The organism is Pantoea sp. GABEPS69, from assembly GCF_045780835.1.
Classification (GTDB): Bacteria; Pseudomonadota; Gammaproteobacteria; order Enterobacterales; family Enterobacteriaceae; genus Pantoea; species Pantoea septica.
The window spans coordinates 2,111,282-2,137,516 of sequence record NZ_CP118618.1; the positions used below are offsets into that span (position 1 = coordinate 2,111,282).

Below are 26,235 nucleotides of genomic sequence, written 5' to 3' on the forward strand. Positions count from 1 at the left end.
GGACTTAATTTTCAAATAAATTCAGCAATATCCTGGCGTGATTATTGCAAATCGGCGTGACGCGATGCCACGACGACGCCGCGCTGCCAGCGGCGGAGAAGCTGCGCCTGCGCCTGACGCAGCTGCGCCGGCGTCAGCGCGGCAAGCGACGCCCTGTCGAGATCGCGTAGTCCGTCCTCCTGACGCAGCCCAAGCAGCAGCGCCGCCGTCGCGTCGGGCGCGGCGTCAAGCCGGGCGCACAGGCGCGCGCGCAACGCGTCCAGCGCGGCATCATCATCGGGGATTTGCAACTGCTGCAGGAAAAGGCGGCACGCTTCCAGCAGCGCGGCGGGCGCAACGTCCGGCGACTGCAGGACGAACAGCACGCCGTCGCGATCGACGCAGCGGTGATAGCGGCAGCTAACGACGTAGCCGATCTGCCGCTCGACGCGCAGGCGCTGGAAAAAGCGCGGCTCCATCAGCAGCGCCAGCGCGCGCAGCGCCGCCAGCGAGATCGCAGGCGGACAAGGCAAAAAGAGCAGCAGCGCGCCGTCGCGGCTCTGATGCGCCACCGTCAGCCGGTTGCCCTGCTCTGGCTCTGCGAAATCGTTTTGGGCCACGGCTACCAGCGGCGCCAGCCATCGCGCGATAACGGCATGCTGCTGCGGCGAACCGCCGTAGAGCGCCGCGCGCCAGCCGCGCGCCGATATAGACGCGGCAACCGCCTGCGGCAGCCGACGCAGCAGTTCGCGGATCGCCACATCATCCGACGGCGGCTCGCCTTGCGGGCTTTCGTCGACGCGTAACGCGTCCGGCAGCGACGCCAGCCAGGCCTCGCCGCCCGGCGGCAGCTGCGCCTCCAGCAGCCAGACGCCCTGACTCTCCCGCCAGCTTGCCGCGCCGCCCTGATGACGCAGCAGCGCGAAAAGCGGGCGCAGGCGACGGTCGATAGCCGCCGCCTGCGTGAGAGTAAGCGTGGTGAAAAAAGGCGGGCGCAGCATCAGGGTGGCTGGCTGCTCGCCGGGCGCCAGGTGCAGCAGCGGCGCGGACGCCGCGGGCGGCGTCAGGTAGGCAAGCGGCTGCGCCAGCGGGTAAAAGCGCAGAGTCGGCAGCGGCTCGTCAAGGCGCGCGGGCGTCCAGGAGTGGAGATCCAGGCTAAACCCCTGCGTCTCAGTCACCGTGCCCTGCACGTCGACCGCGCTCCACAGCCGCGCCTGCGGCGCCTCTGCAAGCTGGTGCAGCAGCGGCGTAAAACCGGCTGTCTCTGCGGGCGGCGGGAATCCAAACGCCCGCTCGCGCAGCTGATCGAGCGGCGTCAGCGCGTTAAAGCGGCGCTGCGCCAGGCGCAGGTAGTGACGCTGCTGCTCCGGTGAGGCCTGCGCCAGCGCGCGCAGCGCCTGGGGATACCAAGCGCAGATGGCGTCGGGCCGGTCCGTTTCAACCTGCAGCGCCAGCCAGCCGCCTGCGCTGTCAAGATTCAGCCAGGCAAACTCCAGCCGCTGCGCCCAGCCGCGCTGGCGCAGGCTGTGCATCGCGCCGCCCGGCGCCTCGTCCTGTAGAAACTCGCGGATTAAAGTGACGTTGTCACGAATAGCGGTTATATCGCCCTGTAGCGCGGCGGCGATCCACAGCTCTCCCGCGCCCTGCGTCTTCAGCGCGATATCCGCATCCGCAGCGAAACACATTGCTGTGGCCCGCGGCTCACCTTCGCCAGAAGGCAAGGATTCGCCAAAGGCGTGTGCGATCTGCGCCAGCGCCTCCAGCGGCTGCGGCCCCTGCAGCCACAGCTGCATCTGGCCCGCCTGAAAGAACCGCTGATGGAACTGATGCAGCGCCTGCTTAAGCGCGCCGATGTCGTCGCCGAAGGCGTCGCGGCTGCCGATATGAAAACGCTGAAAAACGGCGCGCGCGCTGACGCGCGTATTGAGCGCTGCTTCCCGTCTGGAGGGCGTATGCTGCTGGATCAGCCGATATTCGGCATCGATCACCGCCGTTTCCTGGGCGATCGCTTCGGGCGTGAACTGCGGCGCGGCGAGCATATCCGCCAGCCGCGCCGCGCCTGCGGCGAGCAGTTCCGGCTCGGTTTCGAAAAACCAGGCGCTGCTGCGCGCCAGCGTGGTGGCGTTGAGTCGCCCGCCTGCGGCCTGAATCCAGGGCATCAGGCGCGCATCGCCCTGATAGCGGGCGCTGTCGCTAAACAGCAAATGCTCCAGCAGATGCGCCAGCCCTGGCCAGGCGTCAGGCTCATCGTGGCTGCCCGCCGCCACCTGCGCCAGTGCGGCGGCCTGCCGCGCGTCGGGCTGATGGATCAGCGTGACGCGCAGGCCGTTGCTCAGCCGCAGCTGACGCGTCTCCATCATGATTAAAAGGTCCGGGTTTTGTAGATAAGCTGCGAATTGGCGCGGTTGCGGAACTGCAGCTGGCCGATTTTCACGTCGCTGCATGCCGCTTCGCGTCTCGCCTCGAGGATCACGTCGTGGTGCGGCGACTTTCTGCACACCGGATCTGTATTATCGGCGTTACCGGTCAGCATAAAGGCCTGGCAGCGACAGCCGCCGAAGTCCTTCTCTTTCTCGTCGCACGAGCGGCAGGGTTCCGGCATCCAGTCGAAGCCGCGATAGCGGTTGAAGCCGAAAGAGCGATACCAGATATCCTCCAGCGACTGTTCCAGCACCGACGGGAACTGCATCGGCAGCTGGCGCGCGCTGTGGCACGGCAGCGCGGTGCCCTCTGGCGTGACGCTGAGAAAAATCGCGCCCCAGCCGCCCATACAGGGCTTGGGACGCTCCTCGTAGTAGTCTGGCGTCACGAACAGCAGATTGGTCAGGTTACCGCTGCCGCTCATGCGTTCGCGATAGCGGCTGACGACCGCTTCCGCCTGCGCAATCTGCTCGCGCGTCGGCAGCAAACCCTGACGGTTAAGCTGCGCCCAGCCGTAAAACTGGCAGGTAGCCAGCTCGACGTCGTCCGCTTCGAGTTCAATGCAGAGGTCGATAATCTTGTCGATCTGATCAATATTGTGACGGTGTAACACAAAATTCAGCACCATCGGGTAGCCGTGCTTCTTAACGGCGCGCGCCATCTCCAACTTCTGCTGGAAGGCTTTTTTCGACCCCGCCAGCGCGGCGTTAAGCGTCTCGTCGCTCGCCTGGAAGCTGATCTGGATATGATCCAGGCCCGCCTCGGCGAAGGCGTCGAGTTTTTTCTCGGTCAGGCCGATGCCGGAGGTGATCAGGTTGGTATAGAAGCCGAGATCGCGCGCGGCGCGGATCAGCTCCGGCAGATCTTTGCGCGTCAGGGGCTCGCCGCCTGAAAAGCCGAGCTGGACGCTGCCCATGGCGCGCGCCTGGCGGAATACCTCAATCCACTGCTCGGTGGTCAGCTCTTTCTCCTGCTGCGCAAAGTCGAGCGGATTGGAGCAGTAAGGACACTGCAGCGGACAGCGGTAGGTCAGCTCCGCCAGCAGCCAGAGCGGCGGATTGACGACGGGTTTATTCTGGGTCACGAAACATTATCCACTTTTGTTCATACGCCGCGCGCAGAAACTCTCTGACATCTTCGCCGACGCCGCCCGCTTCCGGGAAGCGCGCGTCGAGCCCGGCGATAATCGCGCTCACGCTCTCTTTGCCGTTAACCTGTTCCAGGATGGCGGCAGCGGTTTCATTCAGCTTCGCCATGCCTTCCGGATAGAGCACCACGTGGCTCTCCTGCGCGGCTTCCCACTGCATGCGGTAGCCGCGGCGGAACGCGGGAATTGAGTTGTCATTCATGGTGTTATACCAGCCTTGTCGTGTGCCAGGCCGCCTTGTCGGTGACCGTATGGTAAGGCGGACGCTTCAGCTCGTAGGCCATGGTCATGGCGTCCAGCATCGTCCAGAGAATATCGAGCTTGAACTGCAGGATCTCCAGCATGCGGTTCTGTTTCTCGACCGTATCGCAAAACTCCAGCGCCAGCGCCAGGCCGTGCTCGACGTCGCGGTTCGCCTGGCTCAGACGGCTGCGGAAATAAAAATAGCCCTCTTCCTTAATCCAGGGATAGTGCTGCGGCCAGCTGTCGAGACGCGACTGGTGGATCTGCGGCGCGAAAAGCTCGGTAAGCGAGCTGCAGGCCGCTTCCTGCCAGCTGGCGCGGCGCGCGAAGTTGAGATAGGCGTCGACCGCGAAGCGTACGCCCGGCAGCACATGGCGCTCAGACAGCAGCGCCTCGCGCGTCAGCCCGACCGCTTCGCCCAGCTGCAGCCAGGCTTCGATGCCGCCTTCATGGCCGTTGCTGCCGTCGTGGTCGAGGATGCGCTGCACCCACTTGCGGCGCGTGGCGGGATCGGGGCAGTTCGCCATGATCGCCGCGTCTTTTAGCGGGATGCTGGTCTGATAATAGAAGCGGTTCGCCACCCAGCCCTGGATCTGCTCACGCGTCGCATCGCCGTTGTGCATCGCGATATGGTAAGGATGATGAATATGGTAGTAAGCGCCCTTATCGCGCAGCGCCTGTTCGAACGCCTGCGGCGTCAGCGTCTCGGTGATCTGCATCACTCACTCCTGAAGATGAATCGCCATGCCGTCCCAGCTCACTTCAATGCCCTGCTGCGTCAGAAACTGGCGCTGCGGCGACTGCTCGTTGAGGATCGGATTGGTGTTGTTAATGTGAATAAGGATCTTGCGTTTCGCCGGCAGCGAGGCGAGCAGCGCCATCAGCCCCTGCTCTTCGGAGAGCGCCAGGTGGCCCATCGCCTTGCCGGTGTTGGTGCCGACGCCGGCGGCCTGCAGCTCGTCATCTTTCCAGACGGTGCCGTCGATCAGCAGGCAATCCGCCTTCTGCAGCCAGGGCATAATCACCGCATCCGGCTCGCCAAGGCCCGGCGCATAGAGCAGCGTCTGTTTGCTGGCGAGGTTTTCAATAAACAGCGCCACGTTGTGTCCCGGCAGCGGACGGTCGCGGTATGGCGAGTAAGGCGGCGCGTTGCTGAGGATCGGGATAGCGGTAAAGCGCAGATTCGGACAGACGTCGACGCTGAACGGTTCCAGCGGCGCGATGGGACGATGCTGCAGCCCGCCGTTCCAGTGCTTCAGCATGGTGAATACCGGAAAACCGCTGGTGAGATCGGCGTGCACTTCCGGCGTGCACCATACCTGATGCGGGCAGCCTTCGCGCAGGCTGAGCAGGCCGGTGGTGTGATCGATCTGGCTGTCGGTAAGAATAATGGCGCCGATGGCGGTGCCGCGCAGCACGCCCTTTTTTATCAGTTCTGGCGTATGGGCGATCTGCTGGCTGATGTCCGGCGAGGCGTTGCATAACACCCAGTTTTCGCCGTCGTCGCTGAGAATAATCGAGGACTGGGTACGCGGGCTGGCCTGAATGGTGCCGTCGCGCACGCCCTGACAGTTGGCGCAGTTGCAGTTCCACTGAGGAAAACCGCCGCCAGCGGCGGATCCAAGGACTTTGATGAACATAGGAGAAACCCGGCGTTGAAACAAAATGCCCGCACAGCTGGCGGGCATGGATATTAACGGTTGGAGATGTACAGCGTCACTTCCAGACCGAGACGTAAATCAACAAATTCAGGTTTTTTCCACATAATAGTCTTCCTCTAAGGTGAATGAACAAAGCGATACCCGTCAGGTATCATTACGTAAACAATCCAGTGATTATGCACGCAATTTTGAGCCGGCTGATGGTGCGCTAACGGCGCATCGAGATCAACCCGCAAATGTTAAGGAAATGAATCAGCCCTGCCAGACCTGGCGCAGCACGCGCAGCCAGTTATCCGAGGCGAGCTTTTCCAGCCGATCCTGATCATAGCCCGCATCGCGCAATGCTGCGAACAGGCGCGGCAGTCCCGCCACGTCTTTTAGCGCGTCCGGCACGGAGATGCCGTCAAAATCGGAGCCAAATCCCACACGATCGCTGCCCATTATCATTATGAGCCGTTCGTAGTGCCTGACGATGTCGCTCAGCGGCGTGTCGCCGTCACGCTTGCCGTCGGCGCGCAGGAACGCATTGCCGAAATTGATGCCGACCATGCCGCCGCTGTCGCGTATGGCGGCAAGCTGGGCATCGGTCAGGTTGCGCGGCTGGGCGCAGAGCGCATGGGCGTTGGAGTGGGTCGCCACCAGCGGCGAGCGGGAGAGCGCGACGGTATCCCAGAACGCTTTTTCGTTCATATGCGACACGTCGATCAGCATATTCAGCGCGTTGGCCTGTTGGATCAGCGCTTTGCCGGCCTCGGTCAGGCCTGGTCCGCTGTCCGGCGAGCCGGGAAACGCGCCGGTCACGCCGACGCCGAAGCGGTTAGGCAGATTCCAGAAAGGCCCGATGCTGCGCACGCCGGCAGCGTAAAACGCCTGAAGCTGTTCGCCCTCTTCATCCAGCGCGTCCGCGCCTTCGATATGGGCCACCAGCGCCAGCACGCCCGCATCGCGGCAGGTGGCAATCTCGGCGGCGCTGCGGCACAGGCGCGCCCGCCCCTGCGACTGCTCGGCGATCTGCGTGAGAATAGCCAGCTGCTGCCACATGATCTCCAGCGGCTGCCAGGGCGTATCGGCAAGGTGCGGCGCCATCTGGGCGACATAGGCCTGCGGCGGCACGAAAATAGCGAACAGGCCGCCGAAAAAGCCGCCCTGACGCATGCGAGGAAAATCGAGCTGGCCGCGCTCGATGCCGTTAAAGAAGGCGTCGACCGGCGCGTCGCGATGATTCAGCCACAGATTGAGCAGCAGATCGTTATGGCCATCAAAAGTTAACATCAGAGAAATAAGCGTTTAAAAAACTCAACATCGCGCTATGTTACGCGGCCGCAGGATAAACGCCAAATCAGAGGGCACGAATGGTTACTCTGCCTGCGGCGTCACCGAGAACTGGTCAAATATCTTGTAGGTGGAGACGTCAAACAGCGAAACCGCCTCGACCTCCGCCATCGGAATAAGATGCCTGAAGTGCTGCAGGTTCAGGGGTTGGGAATCAGCGGTGATATTCTGCGCCAGGTAGAGTTCATAGTAGCGATGCTGCTCGCAAAAGCGCAGCGTCTCTTTGTCGCGGTAGCCGCTGATATAGGGGATAAGCGCCAGATGCTGGGTTTGCGTATGTTCGATGCGCGGCGCGGCGACATAGCCGATATAAACCTTACGCGATTTCAGCGTTACGAATACCAGCTTCTCTTCTTCGATCGCCTGCAACAGCAGCGACTCCATGCCATCTTCCCGGGCGACTTTTCGGTATTCCGCCATGCTGCTTTTCCCGTCTCGCATCGCACGTCGCGCCGCTTCGCCCGCGCGCCAGGCGCGCAGCGCGGCGAGCGCCAGCCCCAGTTCGAAAAAGAGCGGATAGTTCATTAGCGTGGTGCGGGTCAGCCAGGAGTAGTAGTCCTGAACGGCGTAATCGGGAAAAAAGAGATGGGGAACAGAGAGCAGCAGACTCAGCAGGAAAAGCGCGACGTAGATAAGCGCTACGCCGAAAAAGCCCTGCAGCGCAAACTTGGCGCCGTGCATCGCCACGTAAAAATAGGCGATCCAGCCGCTTGAGCGCGCCTGACGCGTGCGCGAGGGATAGTGGTTTTCCGTATACCAGTAGCCGCAGACCAGCACGACCATAATGACCAGCGGTCCCATCGCGCGCCCTTAGCGTTTTTGCGCCAGCTCTTCCATACGGGCGCGCATCGCTCTGCCCACGTCAGGGTTATTCATATTCAGACGGGCGTTGCCGTTAACGTCGAGAATCAGCTTGTCTTGATCGGAGTAGCGAAGATCTTCATTGGTTAAGCCGCGCATGAACTTATCCGGCTCGGCGAACCACTTGCCCATTAACCTTTTTAGCCTGTTCATTTTTCCTCCTCGCCTTAACGGTGCGGTAACCTGAGCGGTTGTACCCTGTTGAGTATACGTCAGCCGCCGCGAACATTCCTTGTTCAGTTTTCTACGCTGTTTTGCGCGGGCGCGCAACCGCATCCTGATTTAACCGCCCTGCGCCACCGCCAGGCCGCGATAAAAGGTCGGCTTCACCTCGAGCGGCCGCTGGATCAGGCCATATTTCTGGTAAAAGTCGGCGGTCTCCTGCTGCTGCCGCACCGTCTGGTCGTCAATGCTCTGCCAGTGCGACTGGCGACGGGAGAACGCTTTTTCCGCTGCCGCCGGCGGAAAGCCGATAATTTTCGCCAGCGTCTGGGCGTAGTCGGCGACGTGGCTGTTGGCCCAGCGATCCGCCGCTGCCAGCCGGTTGACGTAGTCCTGAAGCGCGGCGCGCTTTTCGCGGTCGTTGATGGCGGCGTCGGTGGCGGCCAGGAAGCTATTGCCGGTCGAGAGCCCCACGCCGTTGACCAGTATGCGGCCGCTCTGGGTCACCTCCGCCAGCGCGGTATAGGGATCCCATGTCGCCCAGGCGTCTACCGCGCCGTTAGAAAGCGCGATGCGCGCGTCGGCGGGCTGTAGAAAGCGCCAGCTGACATCTTTGTCGCTCAGGCCCGCCTGCTCCAGCGTTTTTAGCGCCTGAAAATGGCCGATAGAGCCGCGTCCGGTGGCGATGCTTTTTCCTTTGAGATCGGCAGCGGTTTTAATGGGCGAATCGGGACGCACCAGCACCGCCAGCCCGGCAGGCACCGATTTGCTGACCGCCACCGCTTTCACCTGCGAGCCGGCGGCCAGCGAAAAGAGCAGCGGCGCATCGCCGATAATGCCCGCATCCACCGCGCCCGCATTAAGCGCTTCCGCCAGCGGCGCGGCGGCGGGAAACTCTGCCCACTCGATCGCATAGCTTAGGTTGTCGAGCTGATGCGCCGCCGTCATCTCGGCACGCATATTGCCTTTCTGATCGGCGATGCGCAGCGTGACGGCCTGCGCAGAGGAGGCGCCGGCCAGCGCAAGCGCGATGTAAAGAGCGTGGTATTTCATCCTGTTTTCTCCTGGCGCAAAAAAACCAGCATAAACCGGACGTTGAGAAACGCCGATGCCGATTCCGCATGAGGTTAGCCGGCAGCCGCATAAGGCTGTCGCTTTTGCGTTATCGGTTGTCATTTTTGCGCGCGCGGCGGCGCGGTGCGACACGGCAGACTGCGCTGACACCACAAGGAGGCTTTATGTTGACGCAACCCACAGAGAAGTACCGTGCTTTTCCCGTCATCGCCCTGCCCGATCGTCAGTGGCCAGATCGCCAGCTGACAAAGGCGCCGCGCTGGCTTTCCACCGACTTACGCGACGGTAATCAGGCGCTGGCGGAACCGATGGACGCAGAACGCAAGCTGGCGTTTTGGGATCTGCTGCTGGCCTGCGGCTTTAAAGAGATAGAGGTCGCCTTTCCCGCCGCATCGCAAACCGATTTTCAATTTGTGCGCGATCTGATTGAGCAGCGCCGCATCCCCGAAGCGGTCACTATTCAGGTGCTGACGCAGGCGCGCGAAGCGCTTATCGCCCGTACGTTCGAGGCGCTGCAGGGTGCGCCGCGCGCTATTCTGCATCTCTATAACGCCACTGCGCCGCTGTTTCGCGAACGGGTATTTGGCCAGAGCCAGGCGGAGATCGTCGCGCTGGCCTGCGCGGGCGCGCGTCAGATCCGCGACGGCTGCGACGCCCGGCCTGAAACGCACTGGACGTTTGAATACTCCCCGGAAACCTTCTGTTTTACTGAACCGGAATTCGCGCTGGCGATCTGCGAGGCGGTTGCGGATATCTGGCAGCCCTGCGCCGCCCGTCCGATGATCGTCAATCTGCCCGCAACCGTAGAGGTCAATACCCCGAACGTTTATGCCGATCAGATTGAATATTTTTGCCGCCACTTCAGCCGCCGCGATGCCGTTTGTATTAGCGTGCATCCCCATAACGATCGCGGCACCGGCACCGCCTGCGCGGAGCTGGCGCTGCTGGCGGGCGCGGATCGCGTTGAAGGCTGCCTGTTCGGCAACGGCGAGCGCACCGGCAACGTCGATATTGTCACGCTGGCGCTGAATCTCTATAGCCAGGGGATCACGCCTCATCTTGACTTCAGCGATATCAACAAGGTGACGGAGGTGGTGACGCGCTGCAACCAGCTGCCGGTGCATCCGCGTCATCCTTATGCGGGCGAGCTGGTGTTCACCGCCTTTTCCGGCTCGCATCAGGATGCGATCCGCAAAGGCTTCACCCTGCGTCAGCAGCGGCAGGAGACGATCTGGCAGATGCCTTACCTGACGATCGATCCGGCCGATATCGGCTGCAGCTATGAGGCGGTGATCCGCGTCAACAGCCAGTCGGGCAAGAGCGGTGCCGCCTGGCTGCTGGAGCAAAATCATGGCCTGACGCTACCGCGCACGCTGATGCAGGATTTTAGCCAGCGGGTGCAGCAAGAGACGGACCGCCACGGCAAGGAGATGACGCAGCGCGCCATCTGGCGCTGCTTCTGCCTGCACTATGGCGTAGAGCAGGCGACGTTGACGCTGCTGGAGGCGGAAAGCCGAAGCGACGGCGATATGACCCGGCTTGAGGCGAGCCTGGGGATAAACGGCGGCATTCGTCGCCTGCGCGGCAGCGGTAACGGACTGCTGTCGGCGGCGGTGGATGCACTGCGTCGCGCGCTGGGGCTGGAGCTGACGATTGCGGATTACCACGAGCATACGCTGGGCAAACGCAGCGACAGCCGTTCGGTCGCCTACGTCTGCTGTTTGAATAGCCAGGGCGATCGCGCCTGGGGCGTCAGCATCGACAGCGATATTGCCCGCGCCTCCCTGCAGGCGCTGCTTAATGCGGCGACGGCCTCTCTGCCTGTGGAAAATAGGCAGCAGGCGCAACCCCCAGCAGGCGACGAAACATCGCGCTAAAGGCGCTGGGGCTGTCATAGCCGAGATCGAGCGCCACGCCCAGCACCGACTCGCCCTGCGCCAGCCGGGTCAGGGCGATGACCAGGCGCGCGCGACGCACCCAGTCGCTGAAATGCAGCCCTGTCTCCCGCTGAAAGTGGCGCGCAAGGGTGCGGCTAGAGAGGTTTAACCGCCGCGCCCCCTCCTCCAGCGTCCAGCGATCTCCCGGCGCCTGCTGGATAGCGCGGCAGAGCTTTTGCAGCCGCGCGCTCTGCGGCTCCGGCAGGTTGAACGGCAGCACGTCCAGACCGCGCAGCTCATCCAGAATCAATTCATAGATATGCTCGCTGCGGCTGCCGGGCGCGTAAATCTCCGGCAAGGGCAGCGCGCTGACGATCAGCTCGCGCAGCAGCGGCGATATCGGCACCACCTGACAGCTGGCAGGCAGGTCGGCGCGCGCCAGCGGATCGACGAATAAGGTACGCGCGGCGACGGGACCGGTAATCTGCAGCGCATGGCGGGTGTAGGCGGGCAGCCAGACGCCGCGGCCCGGCGGAACGATCCAGCTGCCCTGCGCGGTATCGACGCGCACCACGCCGCTCAGCGTATGAATGAGCTGCGCGCAGCTGTGATGATGCCAGGGTTCGCTGTCGCCGTGCGCGTAGTCATGGGCGTAAGAAACCAGCGGACGAGAGGTGAAATCGAACGACAGCCGCGCCGTCACGATTATTCCTTCAGATAGCGATGGATCGACGCCAGATCTTGCTCACCGTAGCCGGCGTCGACCGCCTGCTGCCAGAGTGCGGCGATCTGCTCCAGTGCGGGCAGTTTCGCGTCGCCCTTCGCTTCTAACGCCAGCTTCGCGTCTTTCAGCGCCCATACCAGGCTCATCTGCGGCGTGAAATCTTCACTGGCGATCATCGCGAGCTTCGCTTTGGCATAAGGCGCCGCCAGCGGGCCGCCCTCCAGCACTTTCCAGAGATCGTCGGTGCTGAAGCCGAACTCTTCCGCCAGGCGCGTGCTCTCCGCCAGGCTCTGCATCAGGCCGATCAGCCAGCTGTTGACCACCAGCTTCATGCGCGACGATTTGCCCGCCTCGCCCAGCCACTGGGTGCCTTTGCCAATCGCGGCGAAGACCGTTTCCGCTGCCTGCGCGCGCGTCCGATCGCCGCTGGCCATTACCAGGATCTGCGCATTCTCGGCCGGCGCTTTGGTGCCGGAAACCGGCGCGTCGATAAACGCCACGTCCGGGCGCTCGCTGGCGAACCAGCCGATCAGGGCGTCGGTTTTCTCGACGCCGATGGTGCCCATCTGCGCGAGGGTCGCGCCCTGCTTCAGCGCCTCTTTCACCTGATGCAGCGTGTTTTCCGTGGTGTCGCCGTCGGAGAGCATGGCGATAACCACGTCAGCGTCGCGTACCGCCTCTTCCGGGCTGTCGCTCAGCGTCAGGCCGGAGGCGATCAGATCTTCGCCGCGCGTCCGCGTGCGGTTCCAGCCATAGACGGTAAACCCCTTTTTCAGCAGGTTGGCGGCGAATGCGTGCCCCATGGCGCCTAAACCTAATACGGCGACGGCGGGTTGTTGACTCATACTGACTCCTCGGGTTGTCCGTAAACTAAGCATTTAACACTGAAGGGAAAGTCACGAAAAATCCAGTCGGGAAAAACATTTTTCGACGCTGAATTTCGCATAAAACGACCTTATTATTTACGCTTTTCAAATAATCGTAAAAAGCCGTAACATACGCGCACAATGTTCCTTTTGGTTCATTTCATCTCTTAATGACGGTCTTTCATTCATGAAAATTGCATCACTGCGACAGGTCAGCGTGCTGCTGCCTGCTATGCTGCCGCTGCCGCTGCTGGCGGCTGTTGATACCGGCAGCGCGACCATGGTGGTCAGCGCCGCGCCGGCGCAAACCGGTCTCTCCGAACTCGATACGCCCGCCGCGGTCAGCGTGGTGAGCGGCGAGGATATGCGCCAGGCGGCGCCGCGCGTCAATCTGTCAGAAAACCTCGGCAGCGTGCCGGGCCTGCAAATCCAGAACCGTCAAAACTACGCGCAGGATCTGCAGCTCTCGGTGCGCGGGTTTGGTTCGCGCTCCACCTACGGCGTGCGCGGACTGCGCCTCTACGTCGACGGTATTCCCGCCACCATGCCCGACGGTCAGGGGCAAACCTCCAATATCGATATCGGCTCCATCGACCATATCGAGGTGCTGCGCGGCCCCTTTTCCGCGCTCTACGGCAACGCCTCGGGCGGCGTGATTAACGTCGATACCCAGACCGGCCAGCAGCCGACGACGCTGGAAGCAGGCAGCTGGTACGGCAGCTACGGCAGCTGGCGCAACAGCGTCAAGGCGAGCGGCGCGACCGGCGACGGCACCCAGGCGGGCGACGTCAACTACACCGTTTCCGCCTCGCGCTTTACCACGCACGGCTACCGCGACCACAGCGAGGCGCAGAAGAACCTCGGCAACGCGAAGCTGGGAGTGCGCATCGACGACGTCAGCACCCTGACGCTGCTGTTCAACAGCGTGCACATCGAGGCGCAGGATCCCGGCGGTCTGACGCCGGATCAGTGGCGCGCCAACCCGCGCCAGGTGGTCAGCAACGTCACGCTCTACAACACGCGTAAAACGGTGGATCAGACCCAGGGCGGCCTGCACTATCAGCGCCAGATGGGCGAAAACGACGATATCAGCGTAATGATGTACGCCGGGATCCGCGAAACCACCCAGTATCAGTCGATCCCGAAAAATGTGCAGCTCAGCCCGAAGCATCCTGGCGGCGTTATCGACCTGACGCGTCACTATCAGGGCATCGACACGCGCTGGACCCACCGCGACAGCCTGTTCAGCGTGCCGGTGACGCTGACCGGCGGCCTCGACTATGAAACCATGACCGAGCGCCGCAAGGGTTTCGAAAACTTCAGCGGCGACGACCTCGGCGTGAAGGGCAATATTCGCCGTAACGAACGCAACCTGATGTGGAACCTGGATCCCTACCTGCAGACCGCCTGGCAACTCACCGACAAATGGTCACTGGACGCCGGGCTGCGCTACAGCACGGTTAATTTCGACTCCAACGACAACTATATTACCGCCGCCAACGGCGACGACAGCGGCGACGCGCGCTACCATAAATGGCTGCCCGCCGCCTCGCTGAAGTACGCGATCGACAGCAGCTGGAACGCCTATCTTTCGGCGGGCCGCGGCTTTGAAACCCCGACCATCAATGAGCTCTCCTATCGCGGCGACGGCGAAACCGGCCTGAATACCGGCCTGAAACCGGCGACCAGCGACACGGTCGAGTTGGGGACGAAAAAACGCATCGGCAACGGCCTGATCACTGCCACGCTGTTCCAGACCGACACACAAAACGAAATCGTCACCGATACCAGCCTCGGCGGCCGCACCACCTATAAAAACGCCGGGCAAACCCGCCGGCGCGGCCTGGAGCTGGGCGTGGATCAGCAGTTCGCCGCCGACTGGCGCGCGAAGGCGGCATGGACGCTGCTCGACGCGCGCTATCGCAGCAACGCCTGCGGCGACGCGAGCTGCGACGGCAACCGTATTCCCGGCATTGCACGCAATATGCTCTACGCCAGTCTGGCCTACGCGCCGGAACAGGGCTTTTATGCGGGCGCGGAGATGCGCTATATGAGCGATATCGCCGCCGATGACGAGAACGACGTGAAGGCGCCCGCCTATACCGTCGCGGCGCTTAACAGCGGCTACAAATGGCTGGTGCAGAACTGGACGCTCGATCTCTTCGGCCGCGTCGATAACCTTTTCGACCGCAACTACATCGGCTCGGTGATCGTTAACGAAGGCAACGGACGCTACTTCGAACCGGCCCCAGGGCGCAATTACAGCGTCGGGCTGACGCTGAGTTACGCCTTTCAGTAAGCCCTGTCGCCCCGGTCAGAAACCAGGGCTTTTTTTATGGCGCACGTCGCGCCATCCAGTTGGCGATCCAGCGCGACAGGATCGGGCCGGTGAACATCACCACGATAAAGCGCCCGGTCTGCATCGCCATCACAAACGGCATATCGACGTTGCTCGACGCGGCGATAATCGCTACTGAATCGGCGCCGCCCGGACTGGTCGCCAGATAGGCAGTCAGCGGATCGATACCGGCAAACTTCACCAGCAGAAAAGCGAACAGCCCGCAGATGGCGATCAGCGTCAGCACCGACAGCAGCACGCGCGGCAAGGCGTGCGCCGCGTAGCGCAGAATATCGGCGCTGAAGCGCAGGCCGATGCCCCAGCCGACGAAGGCGTATGCCAGCGCCAGCAGCCACTTCGGCAGCGTGATAGCGACGCCGCCGATATCCTGCGCCAGCGAGGCGATAATCAGCGTCATCAGCATCGGACCGGCGGGAATGCGCAGCAGACGCGCCGCCAGCAGGCCAGCGGCGATGGTCAGCAGCGTCAAGAGAAAGGCGGTCGGGGCGAAAGGCGCGAAGAGATCGAGCGCCGGCGAGGCGGCGGGCGCGCTGCCCTCGTGGGTCCAGAGGCGCGTCACCAGGGTGGCGACCAGCGCCACCATCATCACGCGCAGATACTGCATAAATGCGACGAGACGCACGTCGGCGCCAAAACTCTCCGCCATCAGGGTCATGGCGGTCGCCGCGCCGGGCGACGAGCCCCAGATGGCGGTCGAGCCCGGCAGCACCCGGAAGCGCGCCAGCAGGCCGCCCAGCGCCAGGCTGGCGACGATCACCGCGCCGACGCACAGCACAAACAGCGGCCAGTCGTCCGCAATTTCATGAAATATCGAGGCGGGGATCGCCGCGGCAATCATCGCGCCGACCGTCGCCTGCGCGCCGTTAAACAGCGGCCGCGCGATTTTCAGCGCGCGGCCGGAGGCGGCGAAACCGATGGCGGCGAACATCGGACCAAGCAGCAGCGCGGCCGGAATATGCAGCCACTCCAGCACCGCCACCAGCGCCGCTGAGCTGAGGATCAGCCCGGCCCAGCGCGTCAGGCCCGCCTGCGCCGTCGCCATGTTAGCGCGCGTCGACCAGCGCCAGCACCTCGGCGCTGGTGCCGGTTTCGCCAAGGCGCGGGAAGATCAGCTTAACGCTGTTGTTATGGGTGTCGAGATTGAGATCGGTCATGGCATCGGTGGCTAAGGTGACGTTGTAACCTAACTCATACGCCTGACGCGCGGTGGATTCGACGCCGATGCTTGTGGCGATGCCGCAGATCACCACCTGGGTGATGCCGCGCGCCTGCAGTTCGGCATGCAGACTGGTCTGGTGAAAGGCGCCCCAGGTTTTCTTGGTGACGGTGATATCGCCCGGCTGCGGCGTCATCTCCGGCACCAGCGTCGCCCAGTCGGCCGGCAGTTCGCCGCTGTGGCTGCCCTGCTCGTTACGGCCCGGCGCGCCGCCGGCGACATTCACCAGCACCACCGGCAGCTGTCGGGCGCGAAAACCCGCGGCGAGCTGCGCGCAGCGGTCGATCACCGGCTGCGGCTCATGCACCACCGGCAGGCGAACGATGCCGTGCTGCAGGTCGATGATAATCAGTGCGGTATGGGGATCAAGGGTAGTCAGAGCCATGGAAAGTCCTCTCAGGATGCGTTGTCGGCGAGTCGTTGCAGTAAGGGGATCGCGGCGATCAGCAGCTGGCGCTCGTCGGGGCTGAGACGGGTGTCGATGGCGCGCACCAGCCAGTCGTCGCGCATCGCGCGGTTGGCGGCGATCAGCGCGCAGGCAGCCGGCGTGGGCGTGTAGCGGGTTTTGCGGCCGTCGTGCGGATCCGCTTCGCCCTGCACCATGCCCGCGGCCAGCAGGCTGGCGACGGTCGCGCCCATCGACTGGGTGCGCACCCCTTCCGCAGCAGCCAGCTCGGTGATGGTCATCGCGCCGTCGCGTACCAGGTAACCCAGCACCGACACCTGCGACCAGGTAAGATCGCCCGGCGGCGCGGATTCGCGCAGCCGGCGGCTTAGCTTGCCCGTCAGCATGCGCAGCGCTGCGGCGGCTTCAGTGAGTTCGCTCATCGCCTTTCTCCTTACGTTAGCGCCAGTATAGAGATACGAAGGTAAACTGTGTAGTTTACCTTCGTATCAATTTGTAAGGCCAGGACGCTGCAGGTAGTGGATCAGGCTGTGAAAGCGCAGCGGCGTGGCGAGCGGATTGCGATAGCTGTGAGCCACGTCAGCGGCGAACTGCAGCGCTTCGCCCGTTTGCAGCCGACGCCAGACGCCACCCGTGCCGAGCAGCAGTTCGCCCTCAATCACCACTACCTGCTCAACGCAGCCTTGCTCGTGCGGCGAGGAGTCGCTCTGCGCGCCTGCCGCCAGTTCGACCGCCAGCAGATCGAAGCGCAGCCGCGCGTCGTAAGGCAGCAGCGGCCGCACCGTCATCTGCGCGTTGGGCTGGCTGAAGCGCGCGCTATCGCCGCTCTGCAGCCCGTTGCCCTGAATGAAAAACGAGAAAGGAACGTTAAAACCGGTGGCGATTTTCCACAGCGTCGCCACCGTCGGGCTGGATTCGCCGCGCTCGATCTGGCCGAGCATCGCTTTGCTGACGCCGGTGCGTTCCGCCGCCAGCGTCAGGCTCCAGCCGTTGGCCTGACGCAGCTGTTTCAGCGCCTCGCTAAGATGCTGATGCAGATTTTCCATGTGGTTCTCCTGAAATCATGGCGGCAGTGTAGCACTTGAGCGCTATAGCGCACACTGTTACCATGTGCGTTATAACGCACAGTGGAGGTTTTATGCAGCGCATAACGGCGCGATCTGCCTTTTCCTTTCCCATGCTGGTGTCGGGTTTCGTCGCGGTACTGGTCGGCTACAGCAGTTCAGCAGCCATTATTTTTCAGGCGGCGCAGGCCGCTGGCGCTTCGCCGACGCAGATCGGCGGCTGGCTGTCGATGCTGGGCATCGCGATGGGCCTCTGTTCGCTGGGCCTGTCGCTCTGGACGCGCATGCCGATCCTCTGCGCCTGGTCGACGCCCGGCGCGGCGCTGCTGGCCACCAGCCTGCACGGGCTCTCCATCAATGAGGCGATCGGGATATTTATCTTCGCCAACGCGCTGATCGTGCTGAGCGGCGTCACCGGCCTGTTTGCGCGCCTGATGAAGGTCATTCCGCCCGCGCTGGCCTCCGCCATGCTCGCCGGGATCCTGCTGCGCTTCGGGCTGGAAGCCTTTACCGGCTTGCAGAGCGACGTTGCGCTGTGCGGCGCGATGCTGCTCGCCTGGCTGCTGGCGCGCCGCTGGCTGGCGCGCTATGCCATTCTGGCCACCCTGGCGGTGGGCGTCGCGATGGCATTCGCCCGGCACGCGATCCATTTTCCGGCGCAGATGACGAGCTTCGCGCTGCCGCAGGGCATCATGCCGCACTTTAGCCTGACCGCGCTGCTCGGCGTCGGCCTGCCCTTTTTCCTTGTCACCATGGCGTCGCAAAACGCGCCGGGCGTCGCCACGCTGCAGGCGCACGGCTATCAGCCGCCGGTCTCCGCGCTGATGAGCTGGACCGGGCTGGTCGCCCTACTGCTGTCGCCGTTCGGCGGCTTTTCCGTCTGCATCGCCGCTATCACCGCCGCCATCTGCATGGGCGACGAGGTCGATCCCGACCCGACCCGCTGCTGGATGGCCGCCGCGCTGGCCGGGGTTTTTTATCTGCTGGCCGGGCTCTCGGGCGCGCTTATCGCCGCGCTGTTCGTGGCGCTGCCGTCGCCGCTGATCGCCACCCTCGCCGGCCTGGCGCTGCTGTCCACCTTCAGCGGCAGCCTGACGCGCGCGCTGGCGGAGCCGGGCACGCGCGACACCGCCGCCATCACCTTTCTGATTACCGCCTCTGGCCTCACGCTGTTCGGCATCGGCGCCGCGTTCTGGGGGCTGGTCGGCGGCCTCGCGGCGCATGCCGTGCTGACGCGTCGCGCCGCTTAACCAACTGGGCGCGCTGCGCATTTTTTATCGCAGCGCGCGAAAAACGCCCTTAATCACCGTTTTTTCCGGCGTTTGATTTGCCGTTGCTCCGCGTAAAATCACTCCAATCGCCGATATCACACGATTTTCTGCCTCACACTTCGACCGATAAGGGCCCAACAGGTGGCAAAAACTTTTCTGCGCAGCGGCAATCTTGACGCGGTGCTGGCGCTGGGTGAAAACGGCCAGCCGGTCTACGCATCCGCCCTGCAAATTCGTGAAACGCTGCGGCTGCGCCGTCAGACCGTGCTGGCAAACTGCCTGGCAATCCCTCAGCCCAACGCGCGCGGCGACCGCCTCGACTGGTACGCGCCCTTCAGCGGCAAGGTAAAATCCTGGCTGGGCGCCAGCGATTACGAGCGCCGTCTGGCGCTGGAACAGCTGACGGCGACGCAGCAGGAGATGCAGGATCTCAGCGCGCGCGCGCGCGAGGCCGACAATCCGGCGATGCGCCTGTTCGGCGCGCTGCTGGGCAAAGCGCTGCAGTTTCCCGATCAGCAGTATGTCTACCTGGTGGACGGCAAGCCGGTGATCACCTTCTGGGGCTTTGTCGACGCGCAGTCGCGCACGCGCGACGACGCGCTCGCCTGCCTGCGTGATACGCTGGAGGCGTCGCTGCCGCCGCTGCTGCCGGAACTGACTGTCGTCGAGCCGCAGCCGGCGATGGTGCCGATGATCGCTGAGCCGGAGCCGCTGCCGGAACCCGTTGTCGAAGCTCCTCAGGTCGTCGAGCCGCCCGCGGTTACATCAGCAGCCCCGCCCGCGGTCGCGCCGGCCACACAGCGCCGCGCCTTCCGCCTCCTGTATCTTGCGCCGGTGGCGCTGGCCGTTGCCGGTGCCGCCGCTTTCTGGCTGCATCAGCCGACGCCGGTCGCCGCGCCGCAGCAGGCTGCGCCTGCCGCCGCTCCATCGGCCACCGCTGTCGCGCCGCTTGCCGCACTGATCGCCGCGCAAAAGCTCGCCGCCACCCTGCCGCAGACGCCCGCCAGCGTCGCCGCGCCCGCCGAGACGCCTGCGCCTTCCGCAACGCTGGCCAGCGTCGTGACGCCCGCTGTTCCCGCCGCGGGCGACGCGCTGAAAATGAGCGTGGAGGATGTCCGCACCGGCGCGATTAACGTCGTCGACGGCCGCTGGCGCGTGGTGATGCAGAACTCCCTGCCGGGCGGCGCGTCGCCGGTGCTGCACTATGAGCTCAGCGGCGGCAAAGGCAGCGCCACCGTCACCCAGGGCAATAACCTGCGCTGCAGCGCCGACGAGGTCACCGCCGCCATGCTCGGCAGCGGCCAGCTCTCGGTGCGTAGCCGCTATACTGCCAAATGCAGCGATGGCTCGCGCTACCGCATGCCGCAGCTGATGTGTAAGCCGGGAGACGGCGCCGCCGTGTGCGAAGCGTTGTTCAGCGACGATAAATCCTTCCCGATGACGATTAAGCGTGAGAGTAAGTAACCATGTTGGCTCCCCTGATCGATGACAAACAAAAAATCACGCTGATTGAAGAGAGCGGCGTACAGTTTCTGGATTTTGGCCTGCGCATCGCCGCAGGTCAGGCGCGCCGCCAGTTCGTGCGCCAGACGGCGAACGGCCCGCTGCTGCGCCTCAACGTCGACGGCAACAGCGGCAAGTTTCTGCTCTATCCGCAGGACGGCGGCGCGCCGGAAGTGGTGCGCCCGGAATCGGACGTGGCGCTGGCCGACTCGCTGGCGCTGCTGGCGGACTGCTGGCTGCCGCTGCCGATGCTGCGCTGCGCCAGCGGCCGCCGCTTTATCGGCGGCCCGGAGAACTGGGCGCGCCTGCGCCTCACCGCGCTGGCGCAGCCGGACGCGGCGGGCAATACCCATCGCGTAACCCTGGCGTTTGATACCCGCTGCGTGGCGCAGGAGGATGGCGGCGAACAGCTTGGCCTGACCGCCGCCGACGCGCAAAATGGCGTGACCTTCTCGCTCGCCTGGCACAACTACGAGCTGGGCGAGTTTCTCGATCATATCTGGGTCGACGGCTGGCTGCGCGAAGCGTTCAGCGACCGCGTCGGCGACCGCCGCGAGCAGGCGATCGCGCAGGCGCTGCGCGAGTTCGAATATCAGGCACACTACCTGAACCTGCTTGAGCTGCTCGGCGAGCAGCTCAACCTGAGCGATATCCACCTGCAGGCCGCTACCCAGCAGACGCCGGCGGTGAACGTCGACATCATTCTCGACGTCGGCAACTCGCACACCTGCGGCATTCTGGTGGAAGATCATCCCGAAGAGAGCAACGGCCTGAAGCAGACCTACGAATTACAGCTGCGCGACCTCTCGCAGCCGCATCAGGTCTATAACGAACTGTTCGACAGCCGCCTGGAGTTCGCTGAAACCGACTTCGGCAAGGCGAGCTTTTCGCTGCAGAGCGGCCGCGAAAATGCCTTTATGTGGCCGTCGCTAACGCGCGTCGGCCGCGAAGCGAGCCGCCTGGCGCTGCAGCGCGCCGGCCTTGAGGGCAGCACCGGCATCTCCAGCCCGCGCCGCTATCTGTGGGACGAGGCGCGCTATCAGCCAGGCTGGCGCTTTAATCAGCCGCAGGGATCGAACGAGCCGCAGGCCAACGCCGCGCCCTTTACCTTTCTGCTGAACGACGAAGGCGAGCCGCTGCACGCGCTCGCCGACGACGATCGCCTGCCGGTCTTTTCCGCCCACTACAGCCGCAGCTCGCTGATGACCTTTATGCTGTGCGAACTGCTGGCGCAGGCGCTGATGCAGATGAACAGCGCCGCGCAGCGCCAGCGCATGCCGCAGAGCCACGCGCCGCGCCAGCTGCGCCACGTCATCCTTACCCTGCCGTCCGCGATGCCGAAGCCGGAGCGCGAAATTTTCCGCCGCCGCATGCAGCAGGCGATCGCGCTGGTGTGGAAAGCCGAGGGCTGGCACGCCGCCGACGAGCCGTTCGACGCCGCCGCGCCGCCGATCTGCCGCAAACCGGTGCCGGACGTGCAGATGGAGTGGGACGAAGCCACCTGCGGCCAGATGGTATGGCTGTTCAACGAAACGCAGGTCAACTTCGCCGGTCGCGCGCAGGATTTCTTTAGCAGCACCGCGCGCCCGGATCGTCCGCGCGAAGCAGATGAAGTGCCGGGCAAAAGCCTGCGCATCGCCTCGATCGATATCGGCGGCGGCACCACCGATCTGGCGATTACCCACTACCGTCTCGACGACGGCCAGGGCAATAACGTCAAAATCACTCCGCGCCTGCTGTTCCGCGAAGGCTTCAAAGTCGCGGGCGACGATATTCTGCTGGACGTGATCCAGCTCTGGATCCTGCCTGCGCTGCAGCAGAGCCTGCAGAAAGCGGGCCTGACGCTGGCCGAGCCGCTGCTGAACAAACTATTCGGCCACGACGGCCGCCTCGACGGCCAGGCGACGCTGCGCCAGCAGGCAACGCTGCAGCTGTTTATTCCGCTGGCGCAGGCGGTGCTGGAGCGCTACGAGAACTGGGATCCGCTGGAGAGCCACGCGGAGATCAACGCCCTGTTTGGCGAACTGGTGGAGAGCCGCCCGGCCGACGCGGTGCTCGCCTTTATCAACGGCGAAATCCAGCGCGCGCTGGGCGCCGACAGCGGTTTCGATCTGCTGGAAGTGCCGCTGATCGTCAGTCTCGCCCAGCTGCACGCCGAGTTTATGCAGCACCGCATGGCGATCATTCCGGCGCTGCGCTCGATGTGCGAGGTGGTGTCGCTCTATCAGTGCGACGTGCTGCTGCTCACCGGACGCCCGTCGCGCTTCCCCGGCATTCAGGCGCTGGTGCGCCATCTGCAGCCGCTGCCGGGCAGCCGCATTCTGTCGCTGGAGGGCTATCACACCAGCGACTGGTATCCGTTCAACAAACATGGCCGTATCGACAACCCGAAATCCACCGCGGCGGTCGGCGCGATGCTCTGCCTGCTGGCGCTGGATCTGCGCCTGAACAGCTTCTGGTTCCGCGCGGGCGATTTCGAGCCCTATTCGACTATCCGCTATCTGGGCGTGCTCGACGAAAACCAGGCGCTGACCGACGATAATCTCTGCTACAGCGATATCGATCTCGACGACCGGGGCTTCGCGCTGGACCGGAAAAGCAGCTTCCGCATTCGCGGCAACGTCTGCCTCGGTTTCCGCCAGCTCGATAACGATCGCTGGCCCGCGTCGCCGCTCTACAGCCTGACGCTGAACGACGCTCAGCTGGCGCGCAAGGTCGCCGGAGAGAGCGTGCTGCGCGTGAAGCTGGCGGTGGCGCCAGGCCCGACGCTGCCCGGCCCGGAGCGGCTGGTGCTGAGCGACGCGCGCCTTGACGACGGCACCCGCGTGCCGCTCGAGCAGCTGAGCCTGAAACTCAACACTCTCTCGCCGACGGGCAACGCCAATGCCCAGTACTGGATTGACAGCGGAAGCCTTTGCAAACGATGAGAACTGTAAAACCGCGCCAGCCGCAGACGCTGGCAAAACGACTTGGCCTGCTGCAGGAGGCGCTCAACGCCAGCCTGGGCTGGATCGCCGATCACCGCGACGCGTCGCCGCGCCTGGCGCTGGAGGCGGAAACCTTTACGCGCCAGCTGCGCCGCGCCCGCGCCCAGAGCGACGCGCTCGCCCAGCAGGTCGCCCGTCCGGTGACGCTGGCGCTGTTCGGCCAGTCGCAGGCGGGCAAAGCCTGGCTGCTGAGCGAAATGGTCGCCGATGCCCAGGGTCAGCTGCTGACGCGTCTGGGCGAAAAAAGCCTTAACGTCTTTCAGCAGATCAATCCCGGCAATCTCGACTTCGCCGCGGCGACCCGCTACTGCCATCAGCGCGAGCCGCTCTCCGGCGAATGGCCGGTAGAGCTGACGCTGCTGACCGAGGCGGAAATTTTACGTCTGGTGCTGAGCTGCCGCCATGCGGCGCCGCAGCCGGAAAGCGCCCAGCTCGACCAGCAGCTGCAGCGTCTGCAGCGCCAGCGCCTCAACGCGCCGGTCGGCGGGCTCGACAGCGACGCGCTGGTCACGCTCTGGGCCTGGAGCCGTCGTCACCGCTGTCACGAGCCGCGGCTCGACCGCCATTTCTGGCCGCAGGCGGTGGAGCTTGCGCCCGCGCTCAGCGTCGACGACCGGGTGCAGCTTTTCGCGCTGCTGTGGCCGACGCAGCCGGAGCTGAGCGAGGCGCTGCGCGCGCTGCTGCATCTGCGCCATCAGCTGCGCAGCGCCAGCCGCGTGCTCGCGCCGCTCAGCCTGCTGGCAGACGACGCGCTGCTGCCGAGCGAACAGCTGATCGCGCCCGCCAGCGAGCAGGATCAGCAGATGAAGGTGGAAGTTTGTCCGCTGAACGGCAACCGCATCGGCAAGCCGCAGCTGGCGCCGCTCGGCTGGCTGGCGCTGCTGACGCTGGAGCTGGTTATCCCCTTAAGCTCGACGCCGCGCACCGCCCTGTTCGACGACGCCGATATGCTCGATCTGCCCGCCCCCGGCGCGCCCGCCGATGCGGCGGCGCTGGAGGAGCGTCAGCGTCTGGCGCAGCAGGATCCATTGCGCGCCCGACTGCTGGAGCAGAAACGCGCCCTGCTGCCCGGCTTTTACGCCACGCGCCAGGGGGTCGATTTAATGCTGGTCTGCACCGCCGCCAGCCAGCGTCAGGATGTCGATGTCGCCAGCCGCGCGCTGCGCGAATGGCAGCTGCATCAGCCGCCGCGCGAAAACGGCGAAAAGCCTCGTCTGATTTGGGCAATCACCTCTTACGACGCGCGCCATCAGCAGATCAACGTCGATGAGGCGGTGCAGCGCCAGATTGGCCAGCCCGGCCAGCGCTGGGGCTCGATGCTGGCGCTCGATCGCGCCGGCGTCGATCGCATGGCGGAGTGGCTGCAGGAAGAGATGCAGCCCGACGCGCGCCGCGATCGGCTGCTGGCCGAGCTGCGCGCCCTGCAGCACAGCGTGCTGGAGCGTCGTCTGCTGCCCTGGATCGACGCCGAGGCAAGCGCCGAACAGGCCGCGCGCAGGCAGACCATCGCCGATACCCTGCTGAAATGTCTGCAGCACCGCACCGGCCTGCACGGCGAACTGCTGGAGCGGCTGCAGCCGCCGCGCGAAACGCTGCGTCAGCTCTGGCTCAGCCAGCATGACGCGCCGACCACGACCGCCGCGATCCGCGCCGAGGCCCCCGCGCAGCATTTCGGCGTCGGATTTGAATTCGATCTCTTTAGCGATACGCCGCTGGCCGAGCCTGCGACCGCGCAGCATCACGTCAGCGCCGCAGGACAGAGCTTCGCGCGCCAGGTGATGGCGCTGTGGCTCGATCATCTGCGCGAACTGCCGGAGAACCGCAGCCTGCTGACGCTGCTGAATGTAGATCGCGGCACGCTGGAGTGGCTGGTTGAAGAGCTGATCGTCGCCAGCTTCCGCCTCGATATGCTGACGTCGCTGGAGCAGGCGCTGCACGAGCCGGAAAACCCTTCCGTTACCCATGAGTCGCGCGCCGATCGTCAGGTTTCCCGCGCCATGACGGTGCTGGGGGATTTTGTCGCCTGGCTGGGCTTTTTACAGCGTGACGAAGCCGAACGCCCGCCGAGCCGCGTCAATCGCGGTCAGCCGATTTTCTCACGTCCGCCCGCGCCGAGCGTTAATTTCTCTGCCGGACAGCGGCTGACGCGTCTCTCCGCCGCACCAGCCAACCATACTGCCTACTACATCTATGACTGGCTGGTCGGGCTGAATTCGGTGATTCTGGAGAACAACGGCTACGCCGGCGGACGCGACGTCTCGCCTGCCGCGCGCGCCGCGCTGGCCGCGATCCTCGCGCCGCTGCGCAGCTAATCCCGCTTCAGGCGCAGGTCGCCCTCCAGCGCCTGCGCCGCCTCTTCCAGCAGCGCCAGCACGGCGGCAAACTCGTCGCGTTTTTCCGCCTCCGCCGCGTGGCGCAGATGAATGCGCGCCGGCAGCGCCATGCCGCCGGTCAGCCAGTCCCACAGCGCGTCCAGATTATTGCCGAAGGCGAACGGGCAATGGCTCTGCTGCGCCAGCGTCTGGTAGAGCGCGTCGCGATCCGCCAGGCGACGAAAGTCGAGCGTAATGGTCAGCATCTTCAGGGCACCTGCTTAAAGCTGCGATAGTGGTCGGTGGTGATATAGACCAGACCGTCGGAGGAGTAGACCAGCCGATCCGCCTCGCGATGACCGCAGCGATAGTTGACGTCCGCTTCATACCATAAGCGTCCGCTGCGCTGCGGCAGACGCTTTTCGCGGTTGCCGAAGCGGTCGCCGCCTATCGCTTTACCGGGCAGCACTTCGCACAGATTGCCTTTGGCGGGATCCCAGCCGCGGCGGCGCGCGTCGTTTTTGCTGATGTAATAAGTCGGCAGCTGCTGATGCTGCAGCAGGTAACGCGCTACGGTGCGCGCATCGGTCAGCGAGCTGATGTCGCCGGATTCAGGCGTGGGTGAAACATTCAGATGGGGTTTAAAACCGGCCCAGGCGGCCGCAAGCACGATGATCAGTGCAATCCAGAGTTTTTTCGACATGATGGCATCCCAGACAACAGGACGCTGATGATACCAGCTTTAGCGGGCAGATACAGCGCGGGCCAGC

The 26,235-nt window shown here is 64.3% G+C and carries 24 protein-coding genes; 6 read left to right on the plus strand and 18 right to left on the minus strand.

The window, feature by feature from the left end; translation table 11 throughout:
* Positions 1–41: 41 nt before the first annotated feature.
* From pqqF to PVE98_RS10455, 10 genes are all read right to left on the minus strand, one after another.
* Entirely contained in the window at positions 42–2,339 is a 2,298-nt protein-coding gene (pqqF, locus tag PVE98_RS10410; protein ID WP_313619205.1) for a pyrroloquinoline quinone biosynthesis protein PqqF, read from the minus strand.
* A 2-nt stretch (positions 2,340–2,341) separates the two neighbouring features.
* Positions 2,342–3,484: a pyrroloquinoline quinone biosynthesis protein PqqE gene (pqqE, locus tag PVE98_RS10415; protein ID WP_096073112.1), complete on the minus strand. Its 1,143-nt coding sequence runs from the start codon at positions 3,482–3,484 to the stop codon at positions 2,342–2,344.
* Positions 3,471–3,749 (minus strand): pyrroloquinoline quinone biosynthesis peptide chaperone PqqD, encoded by a 279-nt coding sequence (pqqD, locus tag PVE98_RS10420; RefSeq protein WP_033747277.1) that lies wholly within the window; start codon positions 3,747–3,749, stop codon positions 3,471–3,473. Before pqqD ends, pqqE begins: the two co-directional genes overlap by 14 nt.
* Before the next feature lie 4 nt (positions 3,750–3,753).
* A complete protein-coding gene (gene pqqC, locus PVE98_RS10425) occupies positions 3,754–4,509 on the minus strand; it encodes a pyrroloquinoline-quinone synthase PqqC (RefSeq protein ID WP_033747279.1) in 756 nt (251 codons plus the stop codon).
* 3 nt (positions 4,510–4,512) lie between these two features.
* Entirely contained in the window at positions 4,513–5,430 is a 918-nt protein-coding gene (pqqB, locus tag PVE98_RS10430; RefSeq protein WP_033747281.1) for a pyrroloquinoline quinone biosynthesis protein PqqB, read from the minus strand.
* A 53-nt stretch (positions 5,431–5,483) separates the two neighbouring features.
* The gene (gene pqqA, locus PVE98_RS10435) at positions 5,484–5,555 is read right to left on the minus strand and encodes a pyrroloquinoline quinone precursor peptide PqqA (protein ID WP_010617686.1); all 72 of its coding nucleotides are present in this window, start codon (positions 5,553–5,555) and stop codon (positions 5,484–5,486) included.
* Positions 5,556–5,703: 148 nt separating this feature from the next.
* A complete protein-coding gene (locus PVE98_RS10440; protein ID WP_096073111.1) occupies positions 5,704–6,723 on the minus strand; it encodes a dipeptidase in 1,020 nt (339 codons plus the stop codon).
* 84 nt (positions 6,724–6,807) lie between these two features.
* The gene (locus tag PVE98_RS10445; protein ID WP_096073110.1) at positions 6,808–7,584 is read right to left on the minus strand and encodes a hypothetical protein; all 777 of its coding nucleotides are present in this window, start codon (positions 7,582–7,584) and stop codon (positions 6,808–6,810) included.
* A 9-nt stretch (positions 7,585–7,593) separates the two neighbouring features.
* Positions 7,594–7,797 (minus strand): hypothetical protein, encoded by a 204-nt coding sequence (locus PVE98_RS10450; protein ID WP_051905544.1) that lies wholly within the window; start codon positions 7,795–7,797, stop codon positions 7,594–7,596.
* Positions 7,798–7,926: 129 nt separating this feature from the next.
* A complete protein-coding gene (locus tag PVE98_RS10455) occupies positions 7,927–8,859 on the minus strand; it encodes an ABC transporter substrate-binding protein (protein WP_096073109.1) in 933 nt (310 codons plus the stop codon).
* A gap of 185 nt (positions 8,860–9,044) precedes the next feature.
* Here PVE98_RS10455 and leuA point away from each other — a divergent pair, with 185 nt between their 5' ends.
* Positions 9,045–10,757: a 2-isopropylmalate synthase gene (leuA, locus tag PVE98_RS10460; RefSeq protein ID WP_313620871.1), complete on the plus strand. Its 1,713-nt coding sequence runs from the start codon at positions 9,045–9,047 to the stop codon at positions 10,755–10,757.
* Here leuA and PVE98_RS10465 read toward each other — a convergent pair.
* Positions 10,678–11,460, minus strand: coding sequence for a helix-turn-helix transcriptional regulator (locus PVE98_RS10465; RefSeq protein ID WP_313620873.1), 783 nt, complete (start codon positions 11,458–11,460; stop codon positions 10,678–10,680). The genes leuA and PVE98_RS10465 overlap by 80 nt on opposite strands.
* Positions 11,461–11,462: 2 nt before the next feature.
* The gene (locus tag PVE98_RS10470) at positions 11,463–12,326 is read right to left on the minus strand and encodes an NAD(P)-dependent oxidoreductase (RefSeq protein WP_096073106.1); all 864 of its coding nucleotides are present in this window, start codon (positions 12,324–12,326) and stop codon (positions 11,463–11,465) included.
* A gap of 208 nt (positions 12,327–12,534) precedes the next feature.
* On the opposite strand from PVE98_RS10470, the gene pqqU reads away from it, so the two are divergent.
* Positions 12,535–14,646 carry a TonB-dependent receptor PqqU gene (gene pqqU, locus PVE98_RS10475; protein ID WP_187143632.1) on the plus strand — a complete coding sequence of 704 codons (2,112 nt, stop codon included), beginning with the start codon at positions 12,535–12,537 and terminating at the stop codon, positions 14,644–14,646.
* A 34-nt stretch (positions 14,647–14,680) separates the two neighbouring features.
* On the opposite strand, the gene PVE98_RS10480 is transcribed toward pqqU, so the two are convergent.
* The 4 genes from PVE98_RS10480 to PVE98_RS10495 all read right to left on the minus strand — a co-directional run bounded on the left by PVE98_RS10480 (position 14,681) and on the right by PVE98_RS10495 (position 17,374).
* On the minus strand, positions 14,681–15,748 hold the full coding sequence (locus tag PVE98_RS10480; RefSeq protein ID WP_033747298.1) for an AbrB family transcriptional regulator: 1,068 nt from the start codon (positions 15,746–15,748) through the stop codon (positions 14,681–14,683).
* Position 15,749: 1 nt separating this feature from the next.
* Positions 15,750–16,307, minus strand: coding sequence for an isochorismatase family protein (locus tag PVE98_RS10485; protein WP_096073105.1), 558 nt, complete (start codon positions 16,305–16,307; stop codon positions 15,750–15,752).
* Between the two features lie 11 nt (positions 16,308–16,318).
* A complete protein-coding gene (locus PVE98_RS10490) occupies positions 16,319–16,750 on the minus strand; it encodes a MarR family winged helix-turn-helix transcriptional regulator (RefSeq protein ID WP_096073104.1) in 432 nt (143 codons plus the stop codon).
* 66 nt (positions 16,751–16,816) lie between these two features.
* The gene (locus PVE98_RS10495; RefSeq protein WP_096073103.1) at positions 16,817–17,374 is read right to left on the minus strand and encodes a helix-turn-helix domain-containing protein; all 558 of its coding nucleotides are present in this window, start codon (positions 17,372–17,374) and stop codon (positions 16,817–16,819) included.
* Positions 17,375–17,466: 92 nt separating this feature from the next.
* Between PVE98_RS10495 and PVE98_RS10500 the strand changes: the two genes are divergently transcribed.
* From PVE98_RS10500 to PVE98_RS10515, 4 genes are all read left to right on the plus strand, one after another.
* On the plus strand, positions 17,467–18,642 hold the full coding sequence (locus PVE98_RS10500) for a benzoate/H(+) symporter BenE family transporter (RefSeq protein ID WP_096073102.1): 1,176 nt from the start codon (positions 17,467–17,469) through the stop codon (positions 18,640–18,642).
* A 162-nt stretch (positions 18,643–18,804) separates the two neighbouring features.
* Positions 18,805–20,127 (plus strand): SrfA family protein, encoded by a 1,323-nt coding sequence (locus PVE98_RS10505; RefSeq protein WP_096073101.1) that lies wholly within the window; start codon positions 18,805–18,807, stop codon positions 20,125–20,127.
* A gap of 2 nt (positions 20,128–20,129) precedes the next feature.
* Positions 20,130–23,093 carry a virulence factor SrfB gene (locus PVE98_RS10510; RefSeq protein ID WP_033747311.1) on the plus strand — a complete coding sequence of 988 codons (2,964 nt, stop codon included), beginning with the start codon at positions 20,130–20,132 and terminating at the stop codon, positions 23,091–23,093.
* Positions 23,090–25,465, plus strand: a complete 2,376-nt coding sequence (locus PVE98_RS10515; RefSeq protein WP_033747314.1) for a virulence factor SrfC family protein — start codon at positions 23,090–23,092, stop codon at positions 25,463–25,465. The genes PVE98_RS10510 and PVE98_RS10515 overlap by 4 nt, the downstream gene beginning before the upstream one ends.
* Here the strand turns inward: PVE98_RS10515 and PVE98_RS10520 are convergent.
* Both PVE98_RS10520 and PVE98_RS10525 read right to left on the minus strand, forming a co-directional pair.
* Positions 25,462–25,731 (minus strand): barstar family protein, encoded by a 270-nt coding sequence (locus PVE98_RS10520; RefSeq protein ID WP_033747317.1) that lies wholly within the window; start codon positions 25,729–25,731, stop codon positions 25,462–25,464. The two genes, PVE98_RS10515 and PVE98_RS10520, sit on opposite strands and share 4 nt — an antisense overlap.
* Before the next feature lie 2 nt (positions 25,732–25,733).
* Positions 25,734–26,168, minus strand: a complete 435-nt coding sequence (locus PVE98_RS10525; RefSeq protein WP_033747320.1) for a ribonuclease domain-containing protein — start codon at positions 26,166–26,168, stop codon at positions 25,734–25,736.
* Positions 26,169–26,235 lie beyond the last annotated feature (67 nt).

Excerpts from the sequence above, each read along its gene's own strand:
- pqqF (WP_313619205.1), bottom strand. The coding sequence starts at position 2,339 with ATGATGGAGACGCGTCAGCTGCGGCTGAGCAACGGCCTGCGCGTCACG.
- pqqD (WP_033747277.1), bottom strand. The coding sequence starts at position 3,749 with ATGAATGACAACTCAATTCCCGCGTTCCGCCGCGGCTACCGCATGCAG.
- pqqC (WP_033747279.1), bottom strand. The coding sequence starts at position 4,509 with ATGCAGATCACCGAGACGCTGACGCCGCAGGCGTTCGAACAGGCGCTG.
- pqqB (WP_033747281.1), bottom strand. The coding sequence starts at position 5,430 with ATGTTCATCAAAGTCCTTGGATCCGCCGCTGGCGGCGGTTTTCCTCAG.
- PVE98_RS10440 (WP_096073111.1), bottom strand. The coding sequence starts at position 6,723 with ATGTTAACTTTTGATGGCCATAACGATCTGCTGCTCAATCTGTGGCTG.
- PVE98_RS10445 (WP_096073110.1), bottom strand. The coding sequence starts at position 7,584 with ATGGGACCGCTGGTCATTATGGTCGTGCTGGTCTGCGGCTACTGGTAT.
- PVE98_RS10450 (WP_051905544.1), bottom strand. The coding sequence starts at position 7,797 with ATGAACAGGCTAAAAAGGTTAATGGGCAAGTGGTTCGCCGAGCCGGAT.
- PVE98_RS10455 (WP_096073109.1), bottom strand. The coding sequence starts at position 8,859 with ATGAAATACCACGCTCTTTACATCGCGCTTGCGCTGGCCGGCGCCTCC.
- leuA (WP_313620871.1), top strand. The coding sequence starts at position 9,045 with ATGTTGACGCAACCCACAGAGAAGTACCGTGCTTTTCCCGTCATCGCC.
- PVE98_RS10470 (WP_096073106.1), bottom strand. The coding sequence starts at position 12,326 with ATGAGTCAACAACCCGCCGTCGCCGTATTAGGTTTAGGCGCCATGGGG.
- pqqU (WP_187143632.1), top strand. The coding sequence starts at position 12,535 with ATGAAAATTGCATCACTGCGACAGGTCAGCGTGCTGCTGCCTGCTATG.
- PVE98_RS10480 (WP_033747298.1), bottom strand. The coding sequence starts at position 15,748 with ATGGCGACGGCGCAGGCGGGCCTGACGCGCTGGGCCGGGCTGATCCTC.
- PVE98_RS10485 (WP_096073105.1), bottom strand. The coding sequence starts at position 16,307 with ATGGCTCTGACTACCCTTGATCCCCATACCGCACTGATTATCATCGAC.
- PVE98_RS10490 (WP_096073104.1), bottom strand. The coding sequence starts at position 16,750 with ATGAGCGAACTCACTGAAGCCGCCGCAGCGCTGCGCATGCTGACGGGC.
- PVE98_RS10495 (WP_096073103.1), bottom strand. The coding sequence starts at position 17,374 with ATGGAAAATCTGCATCAGCATCTTAGCGAGGCGCTGAAACAGCTGCGT.
- PVE98_RS10500 (WP_096073102.1), top strand. The coding sequence starts at position 17,467 with ATGCAGCGCATAACGGCGCGATCTGCCTTTTCCTTTCCCATGCTGGTG.
- PVE98_RS10510 (WP_033747311.1), top strand. The coding sequence starts at position 20,130 with ATGTTGGCTCCCCTGATCGATGACAAACAAAAAATCACGCTGATTGAA.
- PVE98_RS10515 (WP_033747314.1), top strand. The coding sequence starts at position 23,090 with ATGAGAACTGTAAAACCGCGCCAGCCGCAGACGCTGGCAAAACGACTT.
- PVE98_RS10520 (WP_033747317.1), bottom strand. The coding sequence starts at position 25,731 with ATGCTGACCATTACGCTCGACTTTCGTCGCCTGGCGGATCGCGACGCG.
- PVE98_RS10525 (WP_033747320.1), bottom strand. The coding sequence starts at position 26,168 with ATGTCGAAAAAACTCTGGATTGCACTGATCATCGTGCTTGCGGCCGCC.